At 56.6% G+C, this 18,331-nt stretch carries 19 protein-coding genes; 7 read left to right on the forward strand and 12 right to left on the reverse strand.

The window, feature by feature from the left end:
• Positions 1–98 precede the first annotated feature (98 nt).
• Together AAER43_RS21465 and AAER43_RS21470 are read left to right on the forward strand one after the other, a co-directional pair.
• Entirely contained in the window at positions 99–764 is a 666-nt protein-coding gene (locus AAER43_RS21465; RefSeq protein ID WP_014885561.1) for a 7-cyano-7-deazaguanine/7-aminomethyl-7-deazaguanine transporter, read from the forward strand.
• A gap of 72 nt (positions 765–836) precedes the next feature.
• A complete protein-coding gene (locus tag AAER43_RS21470) occupies positions 837–1,394 on the forward strand; it encodes a DcrB family lipoprotein (protein ID WP_023309515.1) in 558 nt (185 codons plus the stop codon).
• A gap of 3 nt (positions 1,395–1,397) precedes the next feature.
• Here the strand turns inward: AAER43_RS21470 and AAER43_RS21475 are convergent, their stop codons facing one another.
• The gene (locus tag AAER43_RS21475) at positions 1,398–2,615 is read right to left on the reverse strand and encodes an MFS transporter (RefSeq protein WP_045135451.1); all 1,218 of its coding nucleotides are present in this window, start codon (positions 2,613–2,615) and stop codon (positions 1,398–1,400) included.
• 145 nt (positions 2,616–2,760) lie between these two features.
• Between AAER43_RS21475 and AAER43_RS21480 the strand changes: the two genes are divergently transcribed.
• The gene (locus AAER43_RS21480; RefSeq protein ID WP_014885564.1) at positions 2,761–3,810 is read left to right on the forward strand and encodes an AI-2E family transporter; all 1,050 of its coding nucleotides are present in this window, start codon (positions 2,761–2,763) and stop codon (positions 3,808–3,810) included.
• Between the two features lie 100 nt (positions 3,811–3,910).
• Positions 3,911–4,507, forward strand: a complete 597-nt coding sequence (acpT, locus tag AAER43_RS21485; RefSeq protein WP_050862870.1) for a 4'-phosphopantetheinyl transferase AcpT — start codon at positions 3,911–3,913, stop codon at positions 4,505–4,507.
• Here acpT and arnF read toward each other — a convergent pair.
• From arnF to AAER43_RS21525, 8 genes are all read right to left on the reverse strand, one after another.
• Positions 4,464–4,868: a 4-amino-4-deoxy-L-arabinose-phosphoundecaprenol flippase subunit ArnF gene (arnF, locus tag AAER43_RS21490; protein ID WP_050862869.1), complete on the reverse strand. Its 405-nt coding sequence runs from the start codon at positions 4,866–4,868 to the stop codon at positions 4,464–4,466. The two genes, acpT and arnF, sit on opposite strands and share 44 nt — an antisense overlap.
• Positions 4,865–5,200, reverse strand: a complete 336-nt coding sequence (gene arnE, locus AAER43_RS21495; RefSeq protein ID WP_014885567.1) for a 4-amino-4-deoxy-L-arabinose-phosphoundecaprenol flippase subunit ArnE — start codon at positions 5,198–5,200, stop codon at positions 4,865–4,867. The genes arnF and arnE overlap by 4 nt, the downstream gene beginning before the upstream one ends.
• Complete coding sequence (gene arnT, locus AAER43_RS21500; RefSeq protein WP_050862868.1) at positions 5,200–6,855, reverse strand: lipid IV(A) 4-amino-4-deoxy-L-arabinosyltransferase; 1,656 nt, start codon at positions 6,853–6,855, stop codon at positions 5,200–5,202. The genes arnE and arnT overlap by 1 nt, the downstream gene beginning before the upstream one ends.
• Positions 6,852–7,754 (reverse strand): 4-deoxy-4-formamido-L-arabinose-phosphoundecaprenol deformylase, encoded by a 903-nt coding sequence (gene arnD, locus AAER43_RS21505; protein WP_050862867.1) that lies wholly within the window; start codon positions 7,752–7,754, stop codon positions 6,852–6,854. The genes arnT and arnD overlap by 4 nt, the downstream gene beginning before the upstream one ends.
• Positions 7,751–9,733 (reverse strand): bifunctional UDP-4-amino-4-deoxy-L-arabinose formyltransferase/UDP-glucuronic acid oxidase ArnA, encoded by a 1,983-nt coding sequence (gene arnA, locus AAER43_RS21510; protein ID WP_045268719.1) that lies wholly within the window; start codon positions 9,731–9,733, stop codon positions 7,751–7,753. The genes arnD and arnA overlap by 4 nt, the downstream gene beginning before the upstream one ends.
• Positions 9,730–10,713, reverse strand: a complete 984-nt coding sequence (arnC, locus tag AAER43_RS21515) for an undecaprenyl-phosphate 4-deoxy-4-formamido-L-arabinose transferase (protein WP_045135446.1) — start codon at positions 10,711–10,713, stop codon at positions 9,730–9,732. Before arnC ends, arnA begins: the two co-directional genes overlap by 4 nt.
• 1 nt (position 10,714) lies before the next feature.
• Positions 10,715–11,854: a UDP-4-amino-4-deoxy-L-arabinose aminotransferase gene (arnB, locus tag AAER43_RS21520; RefSeq protein ID WP_023331508.1), complete on the reverse strand. Its 1,140-nt coding sequence runs from the start codon at positions 11,852–11,854 to the stop codon at positions 10,715–10,717.
• Positions 11,855–12,177: 323 nt separating this feature from the next.
• Complete coding sequence (locus AAER43_RS21525; RefSeq protein WP_014885573.1) at positions 12,178–12,684, reverse strand: phenolic acid decarboxylase; 507 nt, start codon at positions 12,682–12,684, stop codon at positions 12,178–12,180.
• Between the two features lie 99 nt (positions 12,685–12,783).
• Here AAER43_RS21525 and AAER43_RS21530 point away from each other — a divergent pair, with 99 nt between their 5' ends.
• A complete protein-coding gene (locus AAER43_RS21530; RefSeq protein ID WP_050861827.1) occupies positions 12,784–13,665 on the forward strand; it encodes a LysR family transcriptional regulator in 882 nt (293 codons plus the stop codon).
• 32 nt (positions 13,666–13,697) lie between these two features.
• A complete protein-coding gene (locus AAER43_RS21535; protein WP_047027090.1) occupies positions 13,698–14,492 on the forward strand; it encodes an SDR family NAD(P)-dependent oxidoreductase in 795 nt (264 codons plus the stop codon).
• 5 nt (positions 14,493–14,497) lie between these two features.
• Here the strand turns inward: AAER43_RS21535 and AAER43_RS21540 are convergent, their stop codons facing one another.
• Positions 14,498–15,025: an NlpC/P60 family protein gene (locus tag AAER43_RS21540; protein WP_032645325.1), complete on the reverse strand. Its 528-nt coding sequence runs from the start codon at positions 15,023–15,025 to the stop codon at positions 14,498–14,500.
• Between the two features lie 240 nt (positions 15,026–15,265).
• On the opposite strand from AAER43_RS21540, the gene AAER43_RS21545 reads away from it, so the two are divergent.
• The gene (locus AAER43_RS21545) at positions 15,266–15,928 is read left to right on the forward strand and encodes an HAD family hydrolase (protein WP_072093626.1); all 663 of its coding nucleotides are present in this window, start codon (positions 15,266–15,268) and stop codon (positions 15,926–15,928) included.
• 60 nt (positions 15,929–15,988) lie between these two features.
• Here the strand turns inward: AAER43_RS21545 and AAER43_RS21550 are convergent, their stop codons facing one another.
• Positions 15,989–17,014 carry a TerC/Alx family metal homeostasis membrane protein gene (locus tag AAER43_RS21550; RefSeq protein WP_014885578.1) on the reverse strand — a complete coding sequence of 342 codons (1,026 nt, stop codon included), beginning with the start codon at positions 17,012–17,014 and terminating at the stop codon, positions 15,989–15,991.
• A gap of 87 nt (positions 17,015–17,101) precedes the next feature.
• Positions 17,102–18,301: an NAD(P)/FAD-dependent oxidoreductase gene (locus AAER43_RS21555; protein ID WP_045135459.1), complete on the reverse strand. Its 1,200-nt coding sequence runs from the start codon at positions 18,299–18,301 to the stop codon at positions 17,102–17,104.
• Between the last annotated feature and the right edge of the window lie 30 nt (positions 18,302–18,331).

Genomic DNA, 18,331 nt, shown 5'->3' on the forward strand with positions numbered 1-18,331 from the left:
ATTGCGCAAAAATCAACCATTGCAATGTCCAGCCAAAGCAGTATCATGCTGCGGTTTTTATTGGGTTCCCTCACCCCAACGTATAAAAAGGTCACAATATGACGCAGTTCTCTGAATCACAGCGCGTTAAAGCGTTGTTCTGGCTTTCGCTTTTTCATTTACTGGTGATCACGTCCAGTAACTATCTGGTGCAGCTCCCCATCTCTATCTTTGGTTTTCATACCACCTGGGGCGCGTTCAGTTTTCCGTTTATTTTCCTCGCCACGGATTTGACCGTGCGTATTTTTGGCGCACCGCTGGCCCGCCGCATTATTTTTGCGGTCATGCTTCCGGCGCTGTTCATCTCATACGTGGTGTCGTCCCTGTTTTATATGGGAAGCTGGCAGGGCGTTGAGGCGCTGACGCACTTCAACCTGTTTGTCGCCCGTATCGCCGCGGCAAGCTTTATGGCCTACGCGCTGGGGCAGATCCTTGACGTGCACGTGTTTAACCGTCTGCGCCAGAACCATCGCTGGTGGATGGCGCCTACCGCCTCCACGCTATTCGGTAACGTGAGCGATACGCTGGCCTTCTTCTTCATCGCTTTCTGGCGCAGCCCGGATGCCTTTATGGCCGAGCACTGGATGGAAATTGCGCTGGTGGACTACTGCTTCAAGGTCCTCATCAGCATTGTCTTCTTCCTGCCAATGTACGGCGTGCTGCTGAATATGCTGCTGAAAAGGCTGGCAGATAAATCTGAAATTACGGCATTGCAGGCTGGTTAAGGGTTCGCTTTATCAGTTGTGATAAGATGGACGAATGAGCCGTTATGGCCGTTTATCGAAAGGAAGAAGTCAATGCGCAATCTGGTTAAATATGTCGGGATTGGCCTGCTGGTTGTGGGTCTTGCAGCCTGTGATAACAGCGACACGAAAACGCCTGCTCAGGGCGCATCCGCAGAGAGCAACGCGACCGGCCAGCCGGTGAATCTGATGGATGGCAAACTCAGTTTCTCTCTGCCAGCCGATATGACTGACCAGAGCGGCAAGCTGGGTACCCAGGCGAACAACATGCACGTTTACTCCGACGCAACCGGTCAGAAAGCGGTCATTGTGATTGTGGGCGACGACACCAGCGAAGACCTGGCCGTCCTGTCTAAACGTCTGGAAGATCAGCAGCGCGGCCGCGATCCGCAGCTGCAGGTGGTGACCAATAAATCCATCGAGCTGAAAGGCCACACGCTGCAACAGCTGGACAGCATCATCTCTGCCAAAGGCCAGACCGCTTACTCTTCTGTGGTGCTGGGCAAGGTGGATAACAAACTGCTGACCCTGCAGATCACCCTGCCAGCGGAAGATCAGCAGAAAGCGCAGACGGCGGCTGAAAACATCATTAACACCATCGTGATCCAGTAACCTTCACGATGATGACGTGGCCTCCGGTGCTTGCACCGGGGGCCATTTTTTTAGCCGCCACGTCAGTAACAAGGCAATTATCACCAGACCCGCTGCGGCAAGATAAATCACCGGTACCCCTGCCCAGGCCATCACCAGCCCCGCCAGCGGCCCGGTAATGCCTAACGACATATCCATAAATACCGTATAGGTCGCCAGCGCCGCTCCCTGGTTCTGCTGCGGCACCGCTTTCACCGCCACCACGCCCAGCGCCGGGAAGACCAGCGAGAAACCGGCTCCCGCAAGGAAGACGCCCATTTTCGCCATCCAGGGTGCACTGGCGATACCGGTCAACAGCAGCCCGACTATCTCGACCGCAAAGCAGATCATCGCCACATTCAGCCCACCCAGACGGTTGATGCCGTTCGGGAAAAGCAGGCGCGCGCCAACAAACGCCACGCTAAAGAGGGTTAACGCAAAGGCCGCGCCCTCCCAGCCTTTGGCGTCATAGAACAGGGTAATGAAGGTCGCAATGACGCCGAAGCCGGTCGTCGCCAGGGCCAGTGCCATACCGTACGGCCATACGCGGCCCAGCACAGCCCGAAACGGCAGTGGCTTGCCCTTGCTGGCCTTTACTTTCGGGCGCGGCAGGGCAAACAGAATCGCCAGAAGCGCGACCACCATAATGGTGATGGCGAGCCCATAGAGCCCGCCAAAGGCATAACAGGCCACGCCGAGCGGTGCACCGAGCGCCATCGCGCCGTAGGTAACAATTCCGTTCCAGGAGATCACCCGGCCAATGTGTGATGCGCCGACAACGCCCACGCCCCACAGCGTGGAGCCGGTTCCCGCCAGACTTTGCCCAATACCGAGGATGACGCGGCCCAGGCAGAGGAGCGTCAGACTGACCAGCGGCCAGGCGCTGGTTGTGGCCGCCAGCAGGTAGCTCAGGCCACTGAGGAAACAGCCGCACAACCCCACCACGACGATGCTTTTTGGTCCGAACATGTCCGCGTAGCGCCCGGCATGCGGCCGGCTTAACAGCGTGGCGAAATACTGCAGGCTAATCACCAGCCCCGCCCAGAATGCGCTAAACCCCATTACGTCATGGACATAGCCCGGCAAGACCGCCAGCGGCAGACCAATGGTCAGATAACTGGCAAAGTTGAAAATGACGACGGAAACAATACGCAGATTGAGGCGCAATCCGCTCAGCGCCGGTTCAGCGGCAGGTTCGGGCATGGAGTTAGACCTGAATTTTTTGCAACAGTGTTTCACTATTACCACGACGCCATCAGAAAATCAGCCCCGACTTTCAGATTATCGGTGCCAGACGAAGCGGAAGCCAGGCACTACACTTAATGCGTCATCTTACTAAGGAACGCGCATGATCTCCCCCCAGCCCGATAAAGCAGGACTCCACATCTTATTAAAACTCGCCTGTCTGGTGGTTATCCTCGCGGGTATTCATGCTGCCGCTGACATTATCGTCCAGCTTCTGCTGGCACTCTTTTTTGCCATTGTTCTCAATCCGCTGGTGACCTGGTTTTTACGCCGGGGCGTTAGCCGCCCGGTGGCCATCACTATTGTGGTGATTGTAATGCTGATTGGCCTGACGGCACTCTTCGGCGTACTGGCCGCATCGCTGAGCGAATTCTCCACCATGCTGCCGCAGTACAATAAAGAGCTGACGCGCAAAATCATCGCCCTGCAGGAGATGATGCCCTTTCTTAACCTGCATATCTCGCCAGAACGGATGCTGCGCAGGATGGATTCAGAGAAAGTCATGACCTACGCCACCACGCTGATGACCGGTCTTTCCGGCGCGATGGCCAGCATTTTGCTGCTGGTCATGACGGTGGTGTTCATGCTGTTCGAAGTCCGTCATGTGCCCTACAAGCTGCGTTTTGCATTAAATAACCCGCAAATCCATATTGCCGGTTTACACCGCGCGCTGAAGGGCGTGTCCAAATATCTGGCGCTGAAAACGCTGTTGAGCGTATGGACCGGGATCATTGTCTGGCTGGGACTGATGCTGATGGGCGTCCAGTTCGCCCTGATGTGGGGGGTGCTGGCATTTCTGCTGAACTACGTTCCCAACATTGGCGCCGTACTCTCCGCCGTGCCGCCGATGATTCAGGCGTTTCTGTTTAATGGATTTTATGAATGTATGCTGGTCGGCGCGCTGTTCCTCGTTGTGCATATGGTGCTGGGGAATATTCTCGAGCCGCGCATGATGGGGCACCGGCTGGGCATGTCGACGCTGGTGGTATTTTTATCCTTACTGATTTGGGGATGGCTGCTGGGCCCGGTTGGGATGCTGCTGTCGGTTCCGCTGACCAGCGTATGTAAAATCTGGATGGAGACCACCAAAGGGGGCAGCAAGCTGGCGATCCTGCTGGGGCCGGGACGACCCAAAAGCCGGTTGCCGGGCTAAGCCGCTGGTCGGGTTAGCCATTATCGGGGACAATAGATTATAGTAATGGTTTCGCCGCGCAACTTTGCGACTCTCTGTTTGACTGAAGGCCAGACGTTATATGTACCAGGTTTTTCTGGGAAAAATCTCCTCGCTGAGCACCAACCGCTGGGCTCAAGCGCTCTCCCGACACGCACCCGAAGGCGCCCATCGCGCGCGCTGGCTCGCTGGACGCGGGTTGCTTTCGCGTCTGTTGGCGCCGACGCCACTACCGGAGATTATCCACAACGAACAGGGGAAACCCCTTTTTGCCGGCGACTATCCGCTGTGGTTCAGCCTTAGCCACTCGGGAGATGAGATTGCGTTAATTATCAGTGACGAAGGTAACGTGGGCTGTTCCCTGGAACGTATTCGCCCGCAGGATAACTGGCGCACGCTCGCTAATGCCGTCTTCAGCGGCGCCGAGCATGAAGAGCTGGAAAAGGAAACGCCAGAGCGCCAGCTTACGGCATTCTGGCGTATCTGGACGCGAAAGGAAGCGATCGTTAAACAGTGCGGCGGTCACGCCTGGCAAATGGTTAGCATTGACAGTACCGCCAGCGCGTTTCATTCAGTCAGCCACTGCCGCATAGACTCGCTGAGTCTTGCGGTCTGTACCGCAACGCCCTTCGAACTCAACGCCGGCCTGATTCATTCTGCTGACGACGTGCTGGCCTAAAAATCGTTAGTACACCCAGCATAATAAACCCGACGCCCACCAGCCCGTGCCAGGAGAAGTGTTCCCCCCAGCCGGGCAGGACGATTGCCGCGGCCCACACCAGAATATAACTGAGGCTCAGCAAGGCATATGCTTTGCTGAGCGCCATTCGATGCAGCGCCAGATACCAGCAGCCCATAGAGGCCACATACCCCATCACCCCCAGCAGCAGCGCGCCCGTGCCGGATGAGAAGTGCCACAGCGCGGAAATAAGCGCCAGAACATCGCTGACCGGCGGCAGTGCCTGCATGGCATCGCGCAGCAACAGCTGTGCGGCGCTGACTAACAGCACGCTGCATAACGCCCAGAACGCGCCTTTCACAGGCTTCCTCCCAGCACGATAATCCCAATGATGATAAACCCGACCCCCAGCCAGTGGTGCGCAGCAACGTGTTCGCGCCAGAATACTTTTGCCGCCAGCGTTACCCAGACAAAGTTGAGGCTCAGCATAGGATAGGCGACGCCAACAGGCAGGCGTTGCAGCACCACCAGCCAGACCAGCATTCCGCTACCCAGCGCCAGCCCTGCCAGACCAAGCCACAACATAATGTGCGCGCCGCGCCGCCCGGCTTTCGCCGGACGGGTGGCCTGTTTCTGGCATAACTGCCCCGCGCAGCTGAGCAAGCTTGCCAGTACCAGCCAGGTCCAGGTCATCACTTCGGCAGATACTCCAGCAAGGCAAACCGTCCCTGGATATAGAGATTGTCCGGCTGCGGTAAATTCGCCCGTGAGATATCGTCACGTTTTGACAGCAGAACCACCAGCGACACACGCCCCTGCTGACGATGCGTCGCCAGCCACTGCGCGAAGTCATCTTTGTCGACGTAACGATCTTTCACATCGGGATAATCCAGCCCGTAACGCAGTTCGCCGCTCTGACCAAACAGCGTAATGTCATTACGCTTCAGCTCCCACGCCAGACCCGCGGCCACGCCAACGTTATTGGCCAGCACAAATCGGCTTTCCTGAAGCGGCTCGCGCACGGTATCGACCAGCGACTGCGGCTGTTTGGAATCCACCACCAGGTTAGGAATGGCAAAACCAATCAGCAACGCCAGGCCTGCAGGACACAAGGCTGCCAGCCACCAGCGCTGCTGACTCTGTCTGAACGTAAACCAGCCCACCGCGGCCCAGAGGAGGAACGCCACCACTGCACAGAACACTTTGTACAGTTCGACCGGCGTCCAGACCGGATGCTTAGCCAGCCCCCATGGCGAGACCACCAGCGCCGCAATCACGCCGATCACCCCAAACGCCAGGTTAATCCCACCGTTAATGCGCAACGCTCTCGCACCTTTTTCCGCCGCGAGGCAGGCATAGCGCGCCATCAGGATAGCCAGCGGGGCAAAACAGGGCAGGATGTAGGTCGGCAGTTTGCCTTTGGCGATGCTGAAGAACAGCAGCGGCATCACCACCCAGCCCAGCAGATAGAATCCTCCCCCCGCGCTTTGTCTGTCATTCCAGCCGAGACGAAACGCGCCCGGCAGCAGTGCCAGCCACGGCAGGCTGCCCGCGAGCAGGAACGGCAGGTAATACCAGAACGGGGCTTTATGCTGGGCGTCGCTCTGGGCAAAACGCTGAATATGTTCAACCCAGAAGAAGTAACGCCAGAAATCAGGCTCCCGATGTGCAATCGCCAGCGCCCACGGCAGGACAATCAGCACGCAGCTCAGGATCGCGAGCCAGCCAAAAATCAGCACCTCTTTCCAGCGCTTCTGGACGATCACCCACGGCAGCACGCCAATCACCGGAACGGCCAGCGCCAGGAAGCCTTTGGTCATCACCCCCATCCCGCAGGCCAGCCCAAGCAGCACATAGCCACCCGCTTTTCCGGCCACGGTTTGGGCCTGCGAGGCCAGCCAGAAGCTGCACATCGCCGCCACCAGCCACAGGGTGATGATAGGATCCAGCACCGCATACGTGCCGATACCGTACACCAGGAACAGGGTCAGGAAGATAAGGCCGGAGAAAATGGCTACTCGCTTATCCCGCCAGAGACGCCAGGCCATCCAGATCACCAGCAGCGCCGTTAACCCGGTGGAGAATATCGCCCCGGCGCGTACGGCAAAGTTGGTGTGCCCGAACAGCAACTGCCCGAGACTGTTGATCCAGTAGCCAGCAATCGGTTTTTCAAAGTAACGCAGCCCCAGAAAATGCGGGACGACCCAGTCACCCGATGCCAGCATTTCGCGGCTGATTTCCGCATAGCGCGTTTCGTCAGGCTGCCACAGCAGGCGGACATCGACAGGAATGAGGTAGTAAACGATAAACAGTGCGAGAAGCGCTAAGCCATAACGGGCTGTTTTCATGGGACCGGACTCACGGTGTGTTGATGGCCAAGCCAGCCTTCCCGGCCAGCCAGTTCATTACGGACAATTTTTCCCACAGGCAGGGTGCTGAAGTCGTCGGGCAGCAGCTCGCTCAACGGGCAGAATTCAATGCCCTCCTGAGCGGCCAGGGTCAGCAACGCATCGAAATCATGCTGATACGCAATCCCCTCTACTTCTGCATGGATGGTATACACCGGCGTCCCCGTATCGCGATGCATACGGTCCAGAATATAACGATTAAATTCTTCCGCCTTCACCTCGCGTCCGACCACTTCATCCCAGGTGGGAAGCGTGACCGGAATTTGCACCGTACCGTAGTGATTTTCGCCTAACAGCGGCAAAAACGGACCGGTTCCGCGGCAATCGCTGTTGTAGCGAAACGCAAAGGCTTCTTTGGCCTTTACGACCCGTTGATCCGCACGCCATCCTGCCACGGCGGAACAGCGCACGGGCTGACCGGTGATGGCCTCAAGCTCCAGCATTCCACGCTCAATTTCACGGGAGAGACGTGGGATATCCCAGACGCCTGCCCACGCCTGCCAGGCGTGGTGATCCCAGGCATGCAGGCCGACCTCATGCTGCTGCGCCGCCTCACGGATAACCGCTTCGTTACCCGCGCCGATGCGTCTACCGGGCCAGGCGGTGCCGGCCAGCAGAATATCCCAGCCGTAGAGAGATGCTGCGCGTGAGCGCAGCATTTTGAACAGAAATGCCGGTTTAATCAGACGCCATAAATGGCGTCCCATGTTGTCAGGCCCCACGCTGAAGAAGATGCTGGCACGCACACCGTGCTTGCTCAGCAGTTCCAGCAGCCTGGGGACGCCGTCACGCGTTCCCCTGAAGGTGTCGACATCAATGCGTAAACCGACTTTTTTCATGAGACCTGTTCCGACAGCTCCACGGTGCGCAGGAAGAAATCGAGCGTCTCGTCAATGGTTTGCTCCATCTTCACCGTCGGTGTCCAGTTCAGGCAGCGCTTCGCATTGCGAATGCTCGGCTTACGGTGCTCAACGTCCTGGTAGCCTTTACCGTAGTAGCTGCTGCTTTCCACTTCGCGGAAACCGGCAAACGGTGGGAATTTATCGCGCAGCGGATGGCGCTCAAAGCTGGCCAGCAGCATCTCAGCCAGTTCGCGAATGCTCGCTTCGTTGTCAGGGTTTCCGATGTTGATGATTTGACCGTTGCAGCGGTTATCTTTGTTTTCGATGATGCGGAACAGCGCTTCGATACCGTCGCTGATATCCGTGAAGCAGCGTTTCTGTTTGCCACCTTCGATAAGCTTAATCGGTGAGCCTTCTACCAGGTTCAGGATCAGCTGGGTGATCGCACGGGAGCTACCGATACGCGCCGCGTTCAGGTTATCCAGACGCGGGCCCATCCAGTTGAACGGACGGAACAGGGTAAAGCGCAGCCCCTCTTTCTCACCGTAGGCCCAAATCACGCGGTCCAGCAGCTGTTTGGAGACAGAGTAGATCCAGCGCTGTTTGTTGATCGGCCCGACCACCAGGTTAGAGGTGTCTTCGTCGAAGTTTTTGTCGGTACACATGCCGTACACTTCAGAGGTGGACGGGAAGATGATGCGCTTGTCGTATTTCACGCAGTCGCGAATGATCTTCAGGTTCTCCTCGAAGTCCAGCTCGAACACGCGCAGCGGGTTACGGGTGTACTCGATAGGCGTGGCGATGGCGACCAGCGGCAGTACCACGTCACATTTTTTAATGTGGTATTCAATCCACTCGGAATGGATGCTGATATCCCCTTCCACGAAGTGGAAGCGTGGGTTGTCGAGGAAACGACTGATCGCATCCGCGCCAATATCCAGGCCATAGATTTCGTAGTTATCGTCTTTGAGCAGGCGTTCAGTCAGATGGTTACCGATAAAGCCGTTTACGCCGAGGATCAGCACGCGGGTACGGCGTTTAACGGCAACCACCGGGGCGCTTGTGATCAGCGCCCCGGCGACCAGCCCCAGAGACTGGGCCAGCTGCGTGCCCTGCACGTAAAGACCGCTGTCGGTTTGCCCGGTAATAATCTCCAGCGCCTGCTCGCCGCAGCTCACAATCAGCGGGGAGACGGAGACAACGGTGCCCGGTTTTGCCGCCGGGATGTCGTCACGCACGCGGGATTTCCAGACGATAAATTTGCTCACGCCCGCAAAGCTGTATGCCCCCGGCCACGGGTCGGTCACGGCGCGCACCAGGTTGTGCAGCTGGCGGGCGGGTTGGTTCCAGTCCAGGCGGCCATCCTCCGGCGTGCGGCGACCAAAGGTACTTGCTTTGCTCTCATCCTGCGCGGTCTCGCTGAAGGTGCCGTTCAGGATAGCTGGCAGCGCGTCGCGCAGCAGGCTTTGTGCCACGGTGCAAAGTTTCTGGTGCAGCTTCAGCGCCGTTTCATCCGCATCGATTGCCACGCGGTGCTGGGCAATGATGGCCCCCGCATCCGCACGGTGGACCATCCGGTGCAGGGTCACGCCCGTTTCCGTTTCGCCGTTCACCAGCACCCAGTTCAGCGGCGCGCGCCCACGGTAGGCTGGCAGCAGTGAGCCGTGAAGGTTAAATGCTCCTTTTGCGGCCAGGCCGAGGATCTCGTCGCAGATCAGGTTGCGATAGTAAAACGAGAAGAGGACATCAGGGGCAAGCGCGCGGATGCGCTCCACCCACAGCGGATGGTTCACGTCGTCCGGGGCATAAACCGGAATCCCCCGCTCGGCGGCGATGCGCGCCACTGAGCTGAAAAAGTGATTTTCGCCCGCCGTGTCCGGATGGGTAAAGATTGCCGCTATGTCATAGCCCGCTTCCAGCAGGGCCAGCGTGCCCGTGCACCCCATATCGTGATAGGCAAATACAACAGCTTTCATGGGTGGATTTCCTCTTGAGATGCTTTGTGTTCCTGACGGACAACACGTTGAATAAAGTAGCGCGGACGTGCGCGGACATCGTTATAAATTCGGCCAATGTATTCACCGAGCAGGCCCATGCCGACAAACTGGGCACCGATGAACATAAACAGCACGGCAAAGAGCATGAAGACCCCTTCCGCCGCCCACTGCGGGCCAAAGACCAGCCGCAGCACCACCAGCAGGACGGAGAGCGCGAACCCCGCCAGCGCGATGATGCTGCCGAAAACGCTCAGCAGACGCAGCGGCGTGGTGGTCAGGCAGGTAATAAGGTCGTACATCAGGTTGATGAGACGCATAAAGCTGTACTTCGATTCCCCGTGCTCACGCTCGGCATGCAGGACCGGGATTTCCGTTGCCTTACGGGCGAACGTGTTAGCGAGGATCGGAATAAACGTGCTGCGCTCGTGGCAATGCAGCATGGCGTCGACAATATGACGGCGGTAGGCGCGCAGCATGCAGCCGTAATCGCCCATCGCTTTACCGGTCGTACGCTGGATAAGACGGTTGATAGTGCGTGAGGCCAGCTTGCGGAACAGGCTGTCCTGACGGTTCTGACGCACCGTGCCGACCACGTCATAGCCTTCATCGGCTTTCGCCACCAGGCGTGGGATCTCCTCCGGCGGGTTTTGCAGATCCGCGTCCAGGGTGATGATCAGATCGCCCGTAACGTGGCTAAATCCGGCCATGATCGCCGAGTGCTGGCCGTAGTTACGGTTCAGCAGCACGGCAACAATATGGCTGCCTTCAGCCTGGGCAGCATCGGTCAGCATCATTGCGGAGTCATCGCTACTGCCATCGTCCACCAGAAGAATTTCATACGCTTTGCCCAGCGTCTCGCAGGCGGCCGTCGTGCGGCGAATCAGTTCAGGCAGGCTCTCCTGTTCGTTATAAACAGGAATGACGACGGAAACTTTTTGTACGGGTGGTGCACTGAACATATCAATGTCCTGCAAGCTGATGGAGCGCGGTAATGACGCGGGTTGTGTCGTCATGAGTCATGTCCGGGAAAAGAGGGAGAGAACAAATACGCGCGCTATTCCATTCCGAATTCGGGAGCGATACATCAGGAAAACGCTCGCGGTAGTATTTTTGAGTGTGCGCCGCACGGAAGTGCAGGCCGGTACCGATGCCCTTCTCCTTCAGCGCCGCCATCAGGTTGTCGCGTGAAATACCGCAGCGGGCTTCATCAACGCGAATAATAAACAGGTGCCAGGCGTGAACGTGCGGCCATGCTGGAATGGTCAGCGGCTGGAACGGCGTATCGGCCAGCTCCCGCAGGTAGCGTTGCGCGATTTCCTCACGGCGTTTGTTGGCCTCTTTTAATTTGCCCAACTGCACCAGCGCCAGCGCGGCGTTAATATCCGCCAGGTTGTATTTATAGCCCGGCGAGATCACTTCAGCCTGCGGTGCACGACCGTGCGTCTGGCGGTCATAGGCATCCACCCCCAGGCCGTGGAATTTCAGACTGCGGATCCGCGCAGCAAGCTGAGCGTTATCCGTGACAACTAAACCGCCTTCTGCACAGGTCATATTTTTAATGGCGTGGAAGGAAAAAATCGCCGTCCCTTTCCAGCCCACATGGCGGTTCTTGTAATAGGTTCCGGCGGCATGGGCAGCATCTTCAATAACGGGAATACCGTGACGTTCGCCAATGGCATGAATCGCGTCGATGTCACACGGTGCGCCAGCATAATGGACGGGGATAATGGCTTTAGTACGCGAGGTTATCGCCGCTTCAACGGCGTCAGGCGTCACCATCAACGTGTCGTTGTCCACATCAATCATCACCGGTGTGGCACCCAGCAACACGATCATATTTAGCGTGGAAACCCAGGTCTGGGAGGGGGTGATCACTTCATCGCCGGGGCCAATATTCAGCGCCATCAGCGTGACATGCATGCCCGCGGTGGCAGAACAGACGGCAATCGCATGCTGATTGCCCGTCAGGTGACAAAATGCCTCTTCAAGCTCCTGATTTTTAGGCCCCGTGGTGATCCAGCCCGACATCAAAACGTCCTGAACCGCCGCCATTTCTTCGGCACCCATTGAGGGTCGCGAAAAGGGCAGAAAATCACTCATTATTAATTTCCTTGCAATAAAAATGGCACGTTTTTGATATTAACCAAATGCCGGTCCGTTTATTTCAACGAACCATAAACTCATATCAAAATAGCTTTCATTTCTTAGGGAAAAATTAAGACAACGTTTATAACGTTATAGAACTACTAGCAGACACTTTAAAAACAACAAGTTAAATTAATATTAAATATTTTTTATTGTGACCTTCACAACGTTTTGCCAGGAAATGATTTAAACCAAACATCAACAAACAAAAAAAATCCCGGCCATTTCAAAATAATATGAAATAGCCGGGAACTTTTCTTTTTAGTTAATTGTCGCGCTTATTTTAAGTTTTCTGGAAAGTTTTCAGGTAACTCGCTGGCCGCACAGGCAATCACGCTGTCATCATTTGGACCACAGTCGCGCACAAAGGTGATTGTCGCGAATTCATCAATCACTTCTGTGGGATATGCCGGACCGGCATCGCGATAGCTATTCATCAGCGGAATATGATCGTTCTGGAAACAGACGGTTTTTTCCGGATTGTTCATTACCCAGCGCGGGAAGAAGATGGTGCCGTGGAACAGGTTGTCGCCCAGGTTAACAATCAGGCTCACGTCAGTACCGGTTGGCTCTGTCCAGGAGATTTTATAGATGCTCTCCCCGACGCGAACGATATACGCCTGCTGATCTTTTACCCAACGGTTTCCGACCAGGCCGCTGTGAATACGGTAGTCGAGGGTGTTTTCATTTTTGACGTAAATCTCGTAGTTCCAGCCGTTATCGTAGGTATAAACCAGATGTTTGCCAACGAAGCCGCTTAAGTCATGTTTGTCGAAGTTGCTCATGATGTGTCTCCTTTGTTTTGATGAACGTATCGTACCCCTTCAAAAAATGAATGAATAACGCTATGTTTGAATCAAATTAATTCAAAAATTAGATATGTCATGCATAAAACAACTCTTGAACAGTGGTCACTCCTGGAAAAAGTGGTCGAGGCCGGGAGTTTTGCCAAAGCGGCAGAACAGACACACCGCAGCCAGTCTTCCGTCAGTTACAACCTCTCTTTACTCCAGGAGCGCCTGGGCATTGCGCTGCTGGTGGTGGAAGGGAGACGGGCAGTCCTCACGCCCGCAGGAGAATTATTGCTGAATCAGGTAAAACCGCTGCTGAAAGCGTTCTCTTATGTTGAGACGCGCGCCGCGACGCTGCATAGCGGCATGCGCACCCGAGTCGATCTGATCGTAGACAGTATTTTTCCCCGCCGCAGGCTGTTCGCGATTTTAAGACAATTCCAGCAACGGTATCCGCAAACCCAGGTGCGCCTTACCGAGGTGCTGGAAAATAGCCGCGCGGACACGATAAACGACGAAGCGGACGTAATGGTCCTGACCCGCCGCCAGGACATTACCGGGCTTGGCGAGTGGCTGATGAATATCGACTTTGTCGCCGTGGCGCATTACCAGCATCCGCTCTTTTGTCTTGATGCACCGCTTAATGATGAGATGCTGCGCCCGTGGCCGCTTATCCAGATTGCGGACAGCCAGAACGCCGCGCGGGCTGCCGGCGAGTCGTGGACGTTCTCCACCATTGATGCTGCCATAGAGGCAGTTGTCTCTCAGGTCGGCTACGGCTGGCTGCCAGAGGAACGCATCCAGCCCCTGCTGGAGCGAGGCTTACTGAAAATCCTTCCGCTGAACCACGGTGTCCGCCGGGCCACGCCGCTGCATTTGATCGTGAAACGTACCCTCGCCCCGCTGGATGAGCAGGTTGAAACCCTGCTGCGCCTTTTTAGCCAGGAGCCGTCATCACCACCTGCTACGCTTTAAGGTCCGAACGCTAAAACGATAAGGAGCAGAAGATGAAAATCGACTTTGCGGGGAAAGTGGCGCTGGTGACTGCCTCAACCGGCGGTATCGGGTTCGCCATTGCCAGAGGCCTGGCGGAAAGCGGCGCGGAAGTGATCGTGAATGGCCGCAGCATCGACTCGGTGAACAAGGGTATTCAGCAGTTACAGCAGGTTGTACCCGGCGTACAGGTGCGTGCCGCCATTGCCGATCTCAGTACGGCAGAAGGGGTGGAGTCGCTGCTGAAGGTCGCAAGTGATGTCGATATTCTGGTGAACAACGCCGGAATTTACGGCCCGCAGGACTTCTATAGCACCGACGATGAAACCTGGGAGCGTTACTGGCAGACCAACGTGATGTCCGGCGTGCGTCTTTCCCGCGCTCTGCTGCCAGGCATGGTGAAAAAAGGCTGGGGACGGGTGGTGTTTATCTCTTCCGAATCGGCATGCAATATTCCGGCGGATATGATCCACTACGGGGTGACCAAAACGGCACAGCTCTCGCTCGCGCGCGGGCTGGCGAAGTTCGTGGCGGGAAGCGGCGTGACGGTGAACAGCGTACTGCCGGGGCCCACCCTGTCGGACGGTTTCGCTGAAATGATGAAAGATGAAATCGAGAAAACCGGGAAATCGCTGGAGCAGCTGGCGAAAGAATTTGTCATGGCCAACCGCCCCAGCTCGGTTATCCAGCGTGCGGCCACGGTAGAAGAGGTGGCCAATATGGTGATTTATGTCTGTTCGCCTCAGGCCTCCGCCACCTCGGGCGCAGCGTTGCGCGTTGACGGTGGCGTGGTGGATGACATCATCTGATCCCGTTACGCCGCACTGCCCGTCACGCGGCGGGCCGTGATGTAATGTGCTTGCCAGTAGTCATCGGTCAGGGTTGACACCGTCACCCCCTGGCTGCTGGAGGCGTGAATAAACCGGTTGTCACCGATGTAGACACCGACATGCTTTCGGTTTGGCCCCGTCTGGAAGAAGACCAGGTCGCCGGCCTTAAGACGGTACTGCGCCACCTGCACGCCGCGATGGATTTGCTCGCTGGTCGTGCGCGGCAAATTAAGATTCGCCGCATCGCTGAACAGGTGCTGCATCAGTGCAGAGCAATCCACGCCGCGGTGGCTCGTGCCGCCCCACTGATACTGGGTTCCCTTCCACTTCTGGTATTGATCGAGAATGCGCGAGCGCAGCGGGCCCGTTTCCTGATGAAACAGCGCCGATTTCGCGGGTGATTCCGCAAACGCAGAATTCATCGAGATCATCGATGCAGGCAGTTGAAAACTCATTGCAGAAAACGAAGCAAAACTGAGTGTGAGGATTGAAATAAGCGATCTTAACGTCATATCAAAAATTGTGGCTTAGAGTGAATTTTTCCTTACGCGTGGGGGCCAAAGTTCCCCCGAAATATCTTTCGATGTGGCGATAATATAGACAGTTCATTTTTTCACCAACGACTATCGAGGCCAAAAATGGACTCACTTTTAGACCGCAAGATCGTGAAAAAAAGAGTGGTGATGTAAGGACTGTTCAGATAAAGCAGGTAAACTGATCCGCAGAATGTGTATTTCAGCTAAGACGTATTTATGACCAATATGATTGCCGACGAGACGGTGGCTAAATCCAGCGTGCTCTCTGTCTTTGATTTTGATGGGACACTAACGCACCACGATAGCTTTATCCCTTTCCTGCGTTTTGCCTTTGGGAAACGCTACTTCGCAGGCCGCCTGGTGCGCATGGCGTTACCTACGCTGCACTGCGTTCGCCGCAAGCTGACCCGGGATGAGCTCAAGGAAGTGCTGATCAAAACATTCCTGACGGGAGTGGATGAGCACTGGCTGCGCCAGCAGGCGGAAGCATTTTGCGAAAAATACTGGAACAAGCTGATGCGCCCCGAAGGGGTTCTGGCCGTGGCGGCGGAGGTGAATTCCGGTGCGGAGGTGACGATCTGTTCTGCCTCTCCGGCGCTGGTGCTTCAGCCCTGGGCGGATAAGCTCGGTATTAAGCTGATTGGCACCCAGCTGGAAGTGAAAGACGGCAAGCTGACAGGACGCATCACCGGCAATAACTGCCGCTGTGCCCAGAAAGTCGCAAGACTGGAAAAAGTGTATGGCGATCTGAAGGCCTATCACCTGCGCGCCTGGGGAGATACCCGCGGCGACCACGAGCTGCTGGCCGCGGCGCAGGATCCTCACTGGCGGCATTTCCACCACCCGCGCAAGCGCCGGAATTCGCCGATTAAGGGTTAGGTGCGGTCTGGTGCCCTCACCCCAGCCCTCTCCCACGGGGAGAGGGAGAAAGGCAAAGCATCAGGCCTCACGTTTCCCAGGGAACATCACGCTCGCAATAATCCCCAGCGCCAGCACGCCTAAGACCACAAACAGGCTCGCCGTCGCGCCAATGCTGTACCCGTGATGCCAGAAGTGATCGGTGGCATTTAACCCCAGCTTGAACGCCACGAAGAACAGCAGCAACACCACGGCTTTCTCAAGGTGGACCAGATACTGCTTCAACGCTTCCAGCACAAAGTAGAGGGTACGCAGGCCGAGAATGGCGAACATCATGGCGCTATAGATAATCAGCGGCTCGCGGCTCACGGCAATAATGGCCGGTACGGAGTCAAATGCGAACATCACGTCAGAAAGTTCCACCACTGCCACGCAAAGCAGCAGCGGCGTCGCGTAGCGTTTCGCCTTCTTCACGCGCCCGACCATGACGTCCTGGTTTTCCGGCTTTTCAAGCTCCGCATCCACCTCTTTCTGGGTCAGGATAAAGGCATTGCTGCTGATTTTCGGCCAGACCGGATAGAAGCGCTTCACCAGGCGGTACGCGAGATGGCCGGAGTAATCTTCCACTTCGTCACTCTCTTCATTGCGTTTGAGCATCATCACCGCCGTCCAGCCGACAACCAGCGCAAAAATGACCTCCACGTACGGCCCCAGGCTCAGCAGGCTGGTTCCGATCGCCACGAAAATACCGCGGAAAACAATCGCCCCCAGCACACCCCAGTAGAGCACGCGGTGACGGTACTTATCCGGCACGCCGAACCAGGCGAAAATCGCCATCATCACAAACAGGTTATCGACGGAAAGCACCTCTTCCAGCGCATAGCCGGTGAGGAACAGGCTCGCCATCTCTGCACCGTGGTGGACATACAGGAACCCGGCGAACGCCATCGCCATCATGACCCAGAAGATGGACCACATCGCCGCGCTTTTCAGCGAGACAGGTTTATCGTGACGGTGCATAAAGAGGTCGATAAACATCGCCCCAACGGCCATCACCACAAAGACAACAACGGTTTCCGTCGGGAAACCGAGATGAGCAGCTGACATACACAACCCTTTTTTGGATACAAAACACCATGCAGACAATAAAAAGCGCGAGCCCGTTAAGGGCACAGCACGCAAAAAAAATAAATATTAACTGTTCTTTTCGGCCAGCGCCTGCGCACACGCCCAGGCACTTGCCCACGCCCACTGGAAGTTATACCCGCCGAGCCAGCCGGTGACGTCCATCACTTCGCCGATAAAGTAGAGCCCCGGCACGTTGCGGGCTTCCATGGTGCGCGAGGAGAGTTCATTTGTATCAACGCCGCCCAGCGTCACTTCCGCCGTGCGGTACCCCTCGGTGCCGTTTGGCTGAACGCGCCAGTTTGTCAGCGTCTCCACCAGCGTCTCTTGCTCGCGGCTGTTCAATTGCTTAAGCGATACGTCCGGGATCTGCCCCAGCACCTGAAGGCACTCCACCAGACGTTTTGGCAGCTGCATCGCCAGCGTGTTTTTCAGGCTCTGATTCGGGTGCGCCTCGCGCTGCTCGTTGAGGAACGCGTCCAGGTCGCAGTCCGGCACCAGATTCACCGTGACAAATTCACCCGGCTGCCAGTAGCTGGAGATTTGCAGTACCGCCGGGCCAGAGAGCCCCCGATGGGTAAAGAGCAGGTTTTCACGGAATACCGTCCCGTCTTCGGCAGTCATGACGGAAGGAACGGAGACGCCAGAAAGCGTCTGAAGCTGTTCAAGAAGGGGTTTGTGCAGCGTGAACGGCACCAGACCCGCGCGCGTGGGCAGTACCTTAAGACCAAACTGCTCGGCAATCTTATAGCCGAACGGGGACGCGCCCAGACCCGGCATAGAGAGGCCACCGCTGGCGATGACCAGATTATCAGCACTGACGGTTTCACCGTTCAGCTGCAGCGTGTACCCCTGTTCGTCGCGGGCGACCTCCAGCACTTCCGTGCGCAGACGCATCACCACGCCGCCCTTCTCGCACTCGGCGACCAGCATATCGACAATCTGCTGCGCGGAGTCGTCGCAGAACAGCTGTCCCAGCGTCTTTTCATGCCACGCGATGCCGTGCTTGCCCACCAGGTCGATAAAGTCCCACTGGGTGTAACGCGCCAGTGCAGATTTGCAAAAATGACGGTTTTGGCTCAAATACGCCGCGGGTTCGACATAAAGATTGGTGAAGTTACAACGCCCGCCGCCCGACATCAGGATCTTGCGGCCAGGCTTTTTTCCGTTGTCCAGTAACAGCACACGACGACCCGCCTGTCCGGCCATCGCCGCACAAAACATACCCGCCGCACCGGCGCCAATTACCACGGCATCAAACCTTTCCACGTCAAAATCCTCTTCGTTAACTGCCGCGGA

This window comes from Enterobacter sp. FUJ80071, assembly GCF_038739915.1.
GTDB lineage: Bacteria > Pseudomonadota > Gammaproteobacteria > Enterobacterales > Enterobacteriaceae > Enterobacter > Enterobacter kobei.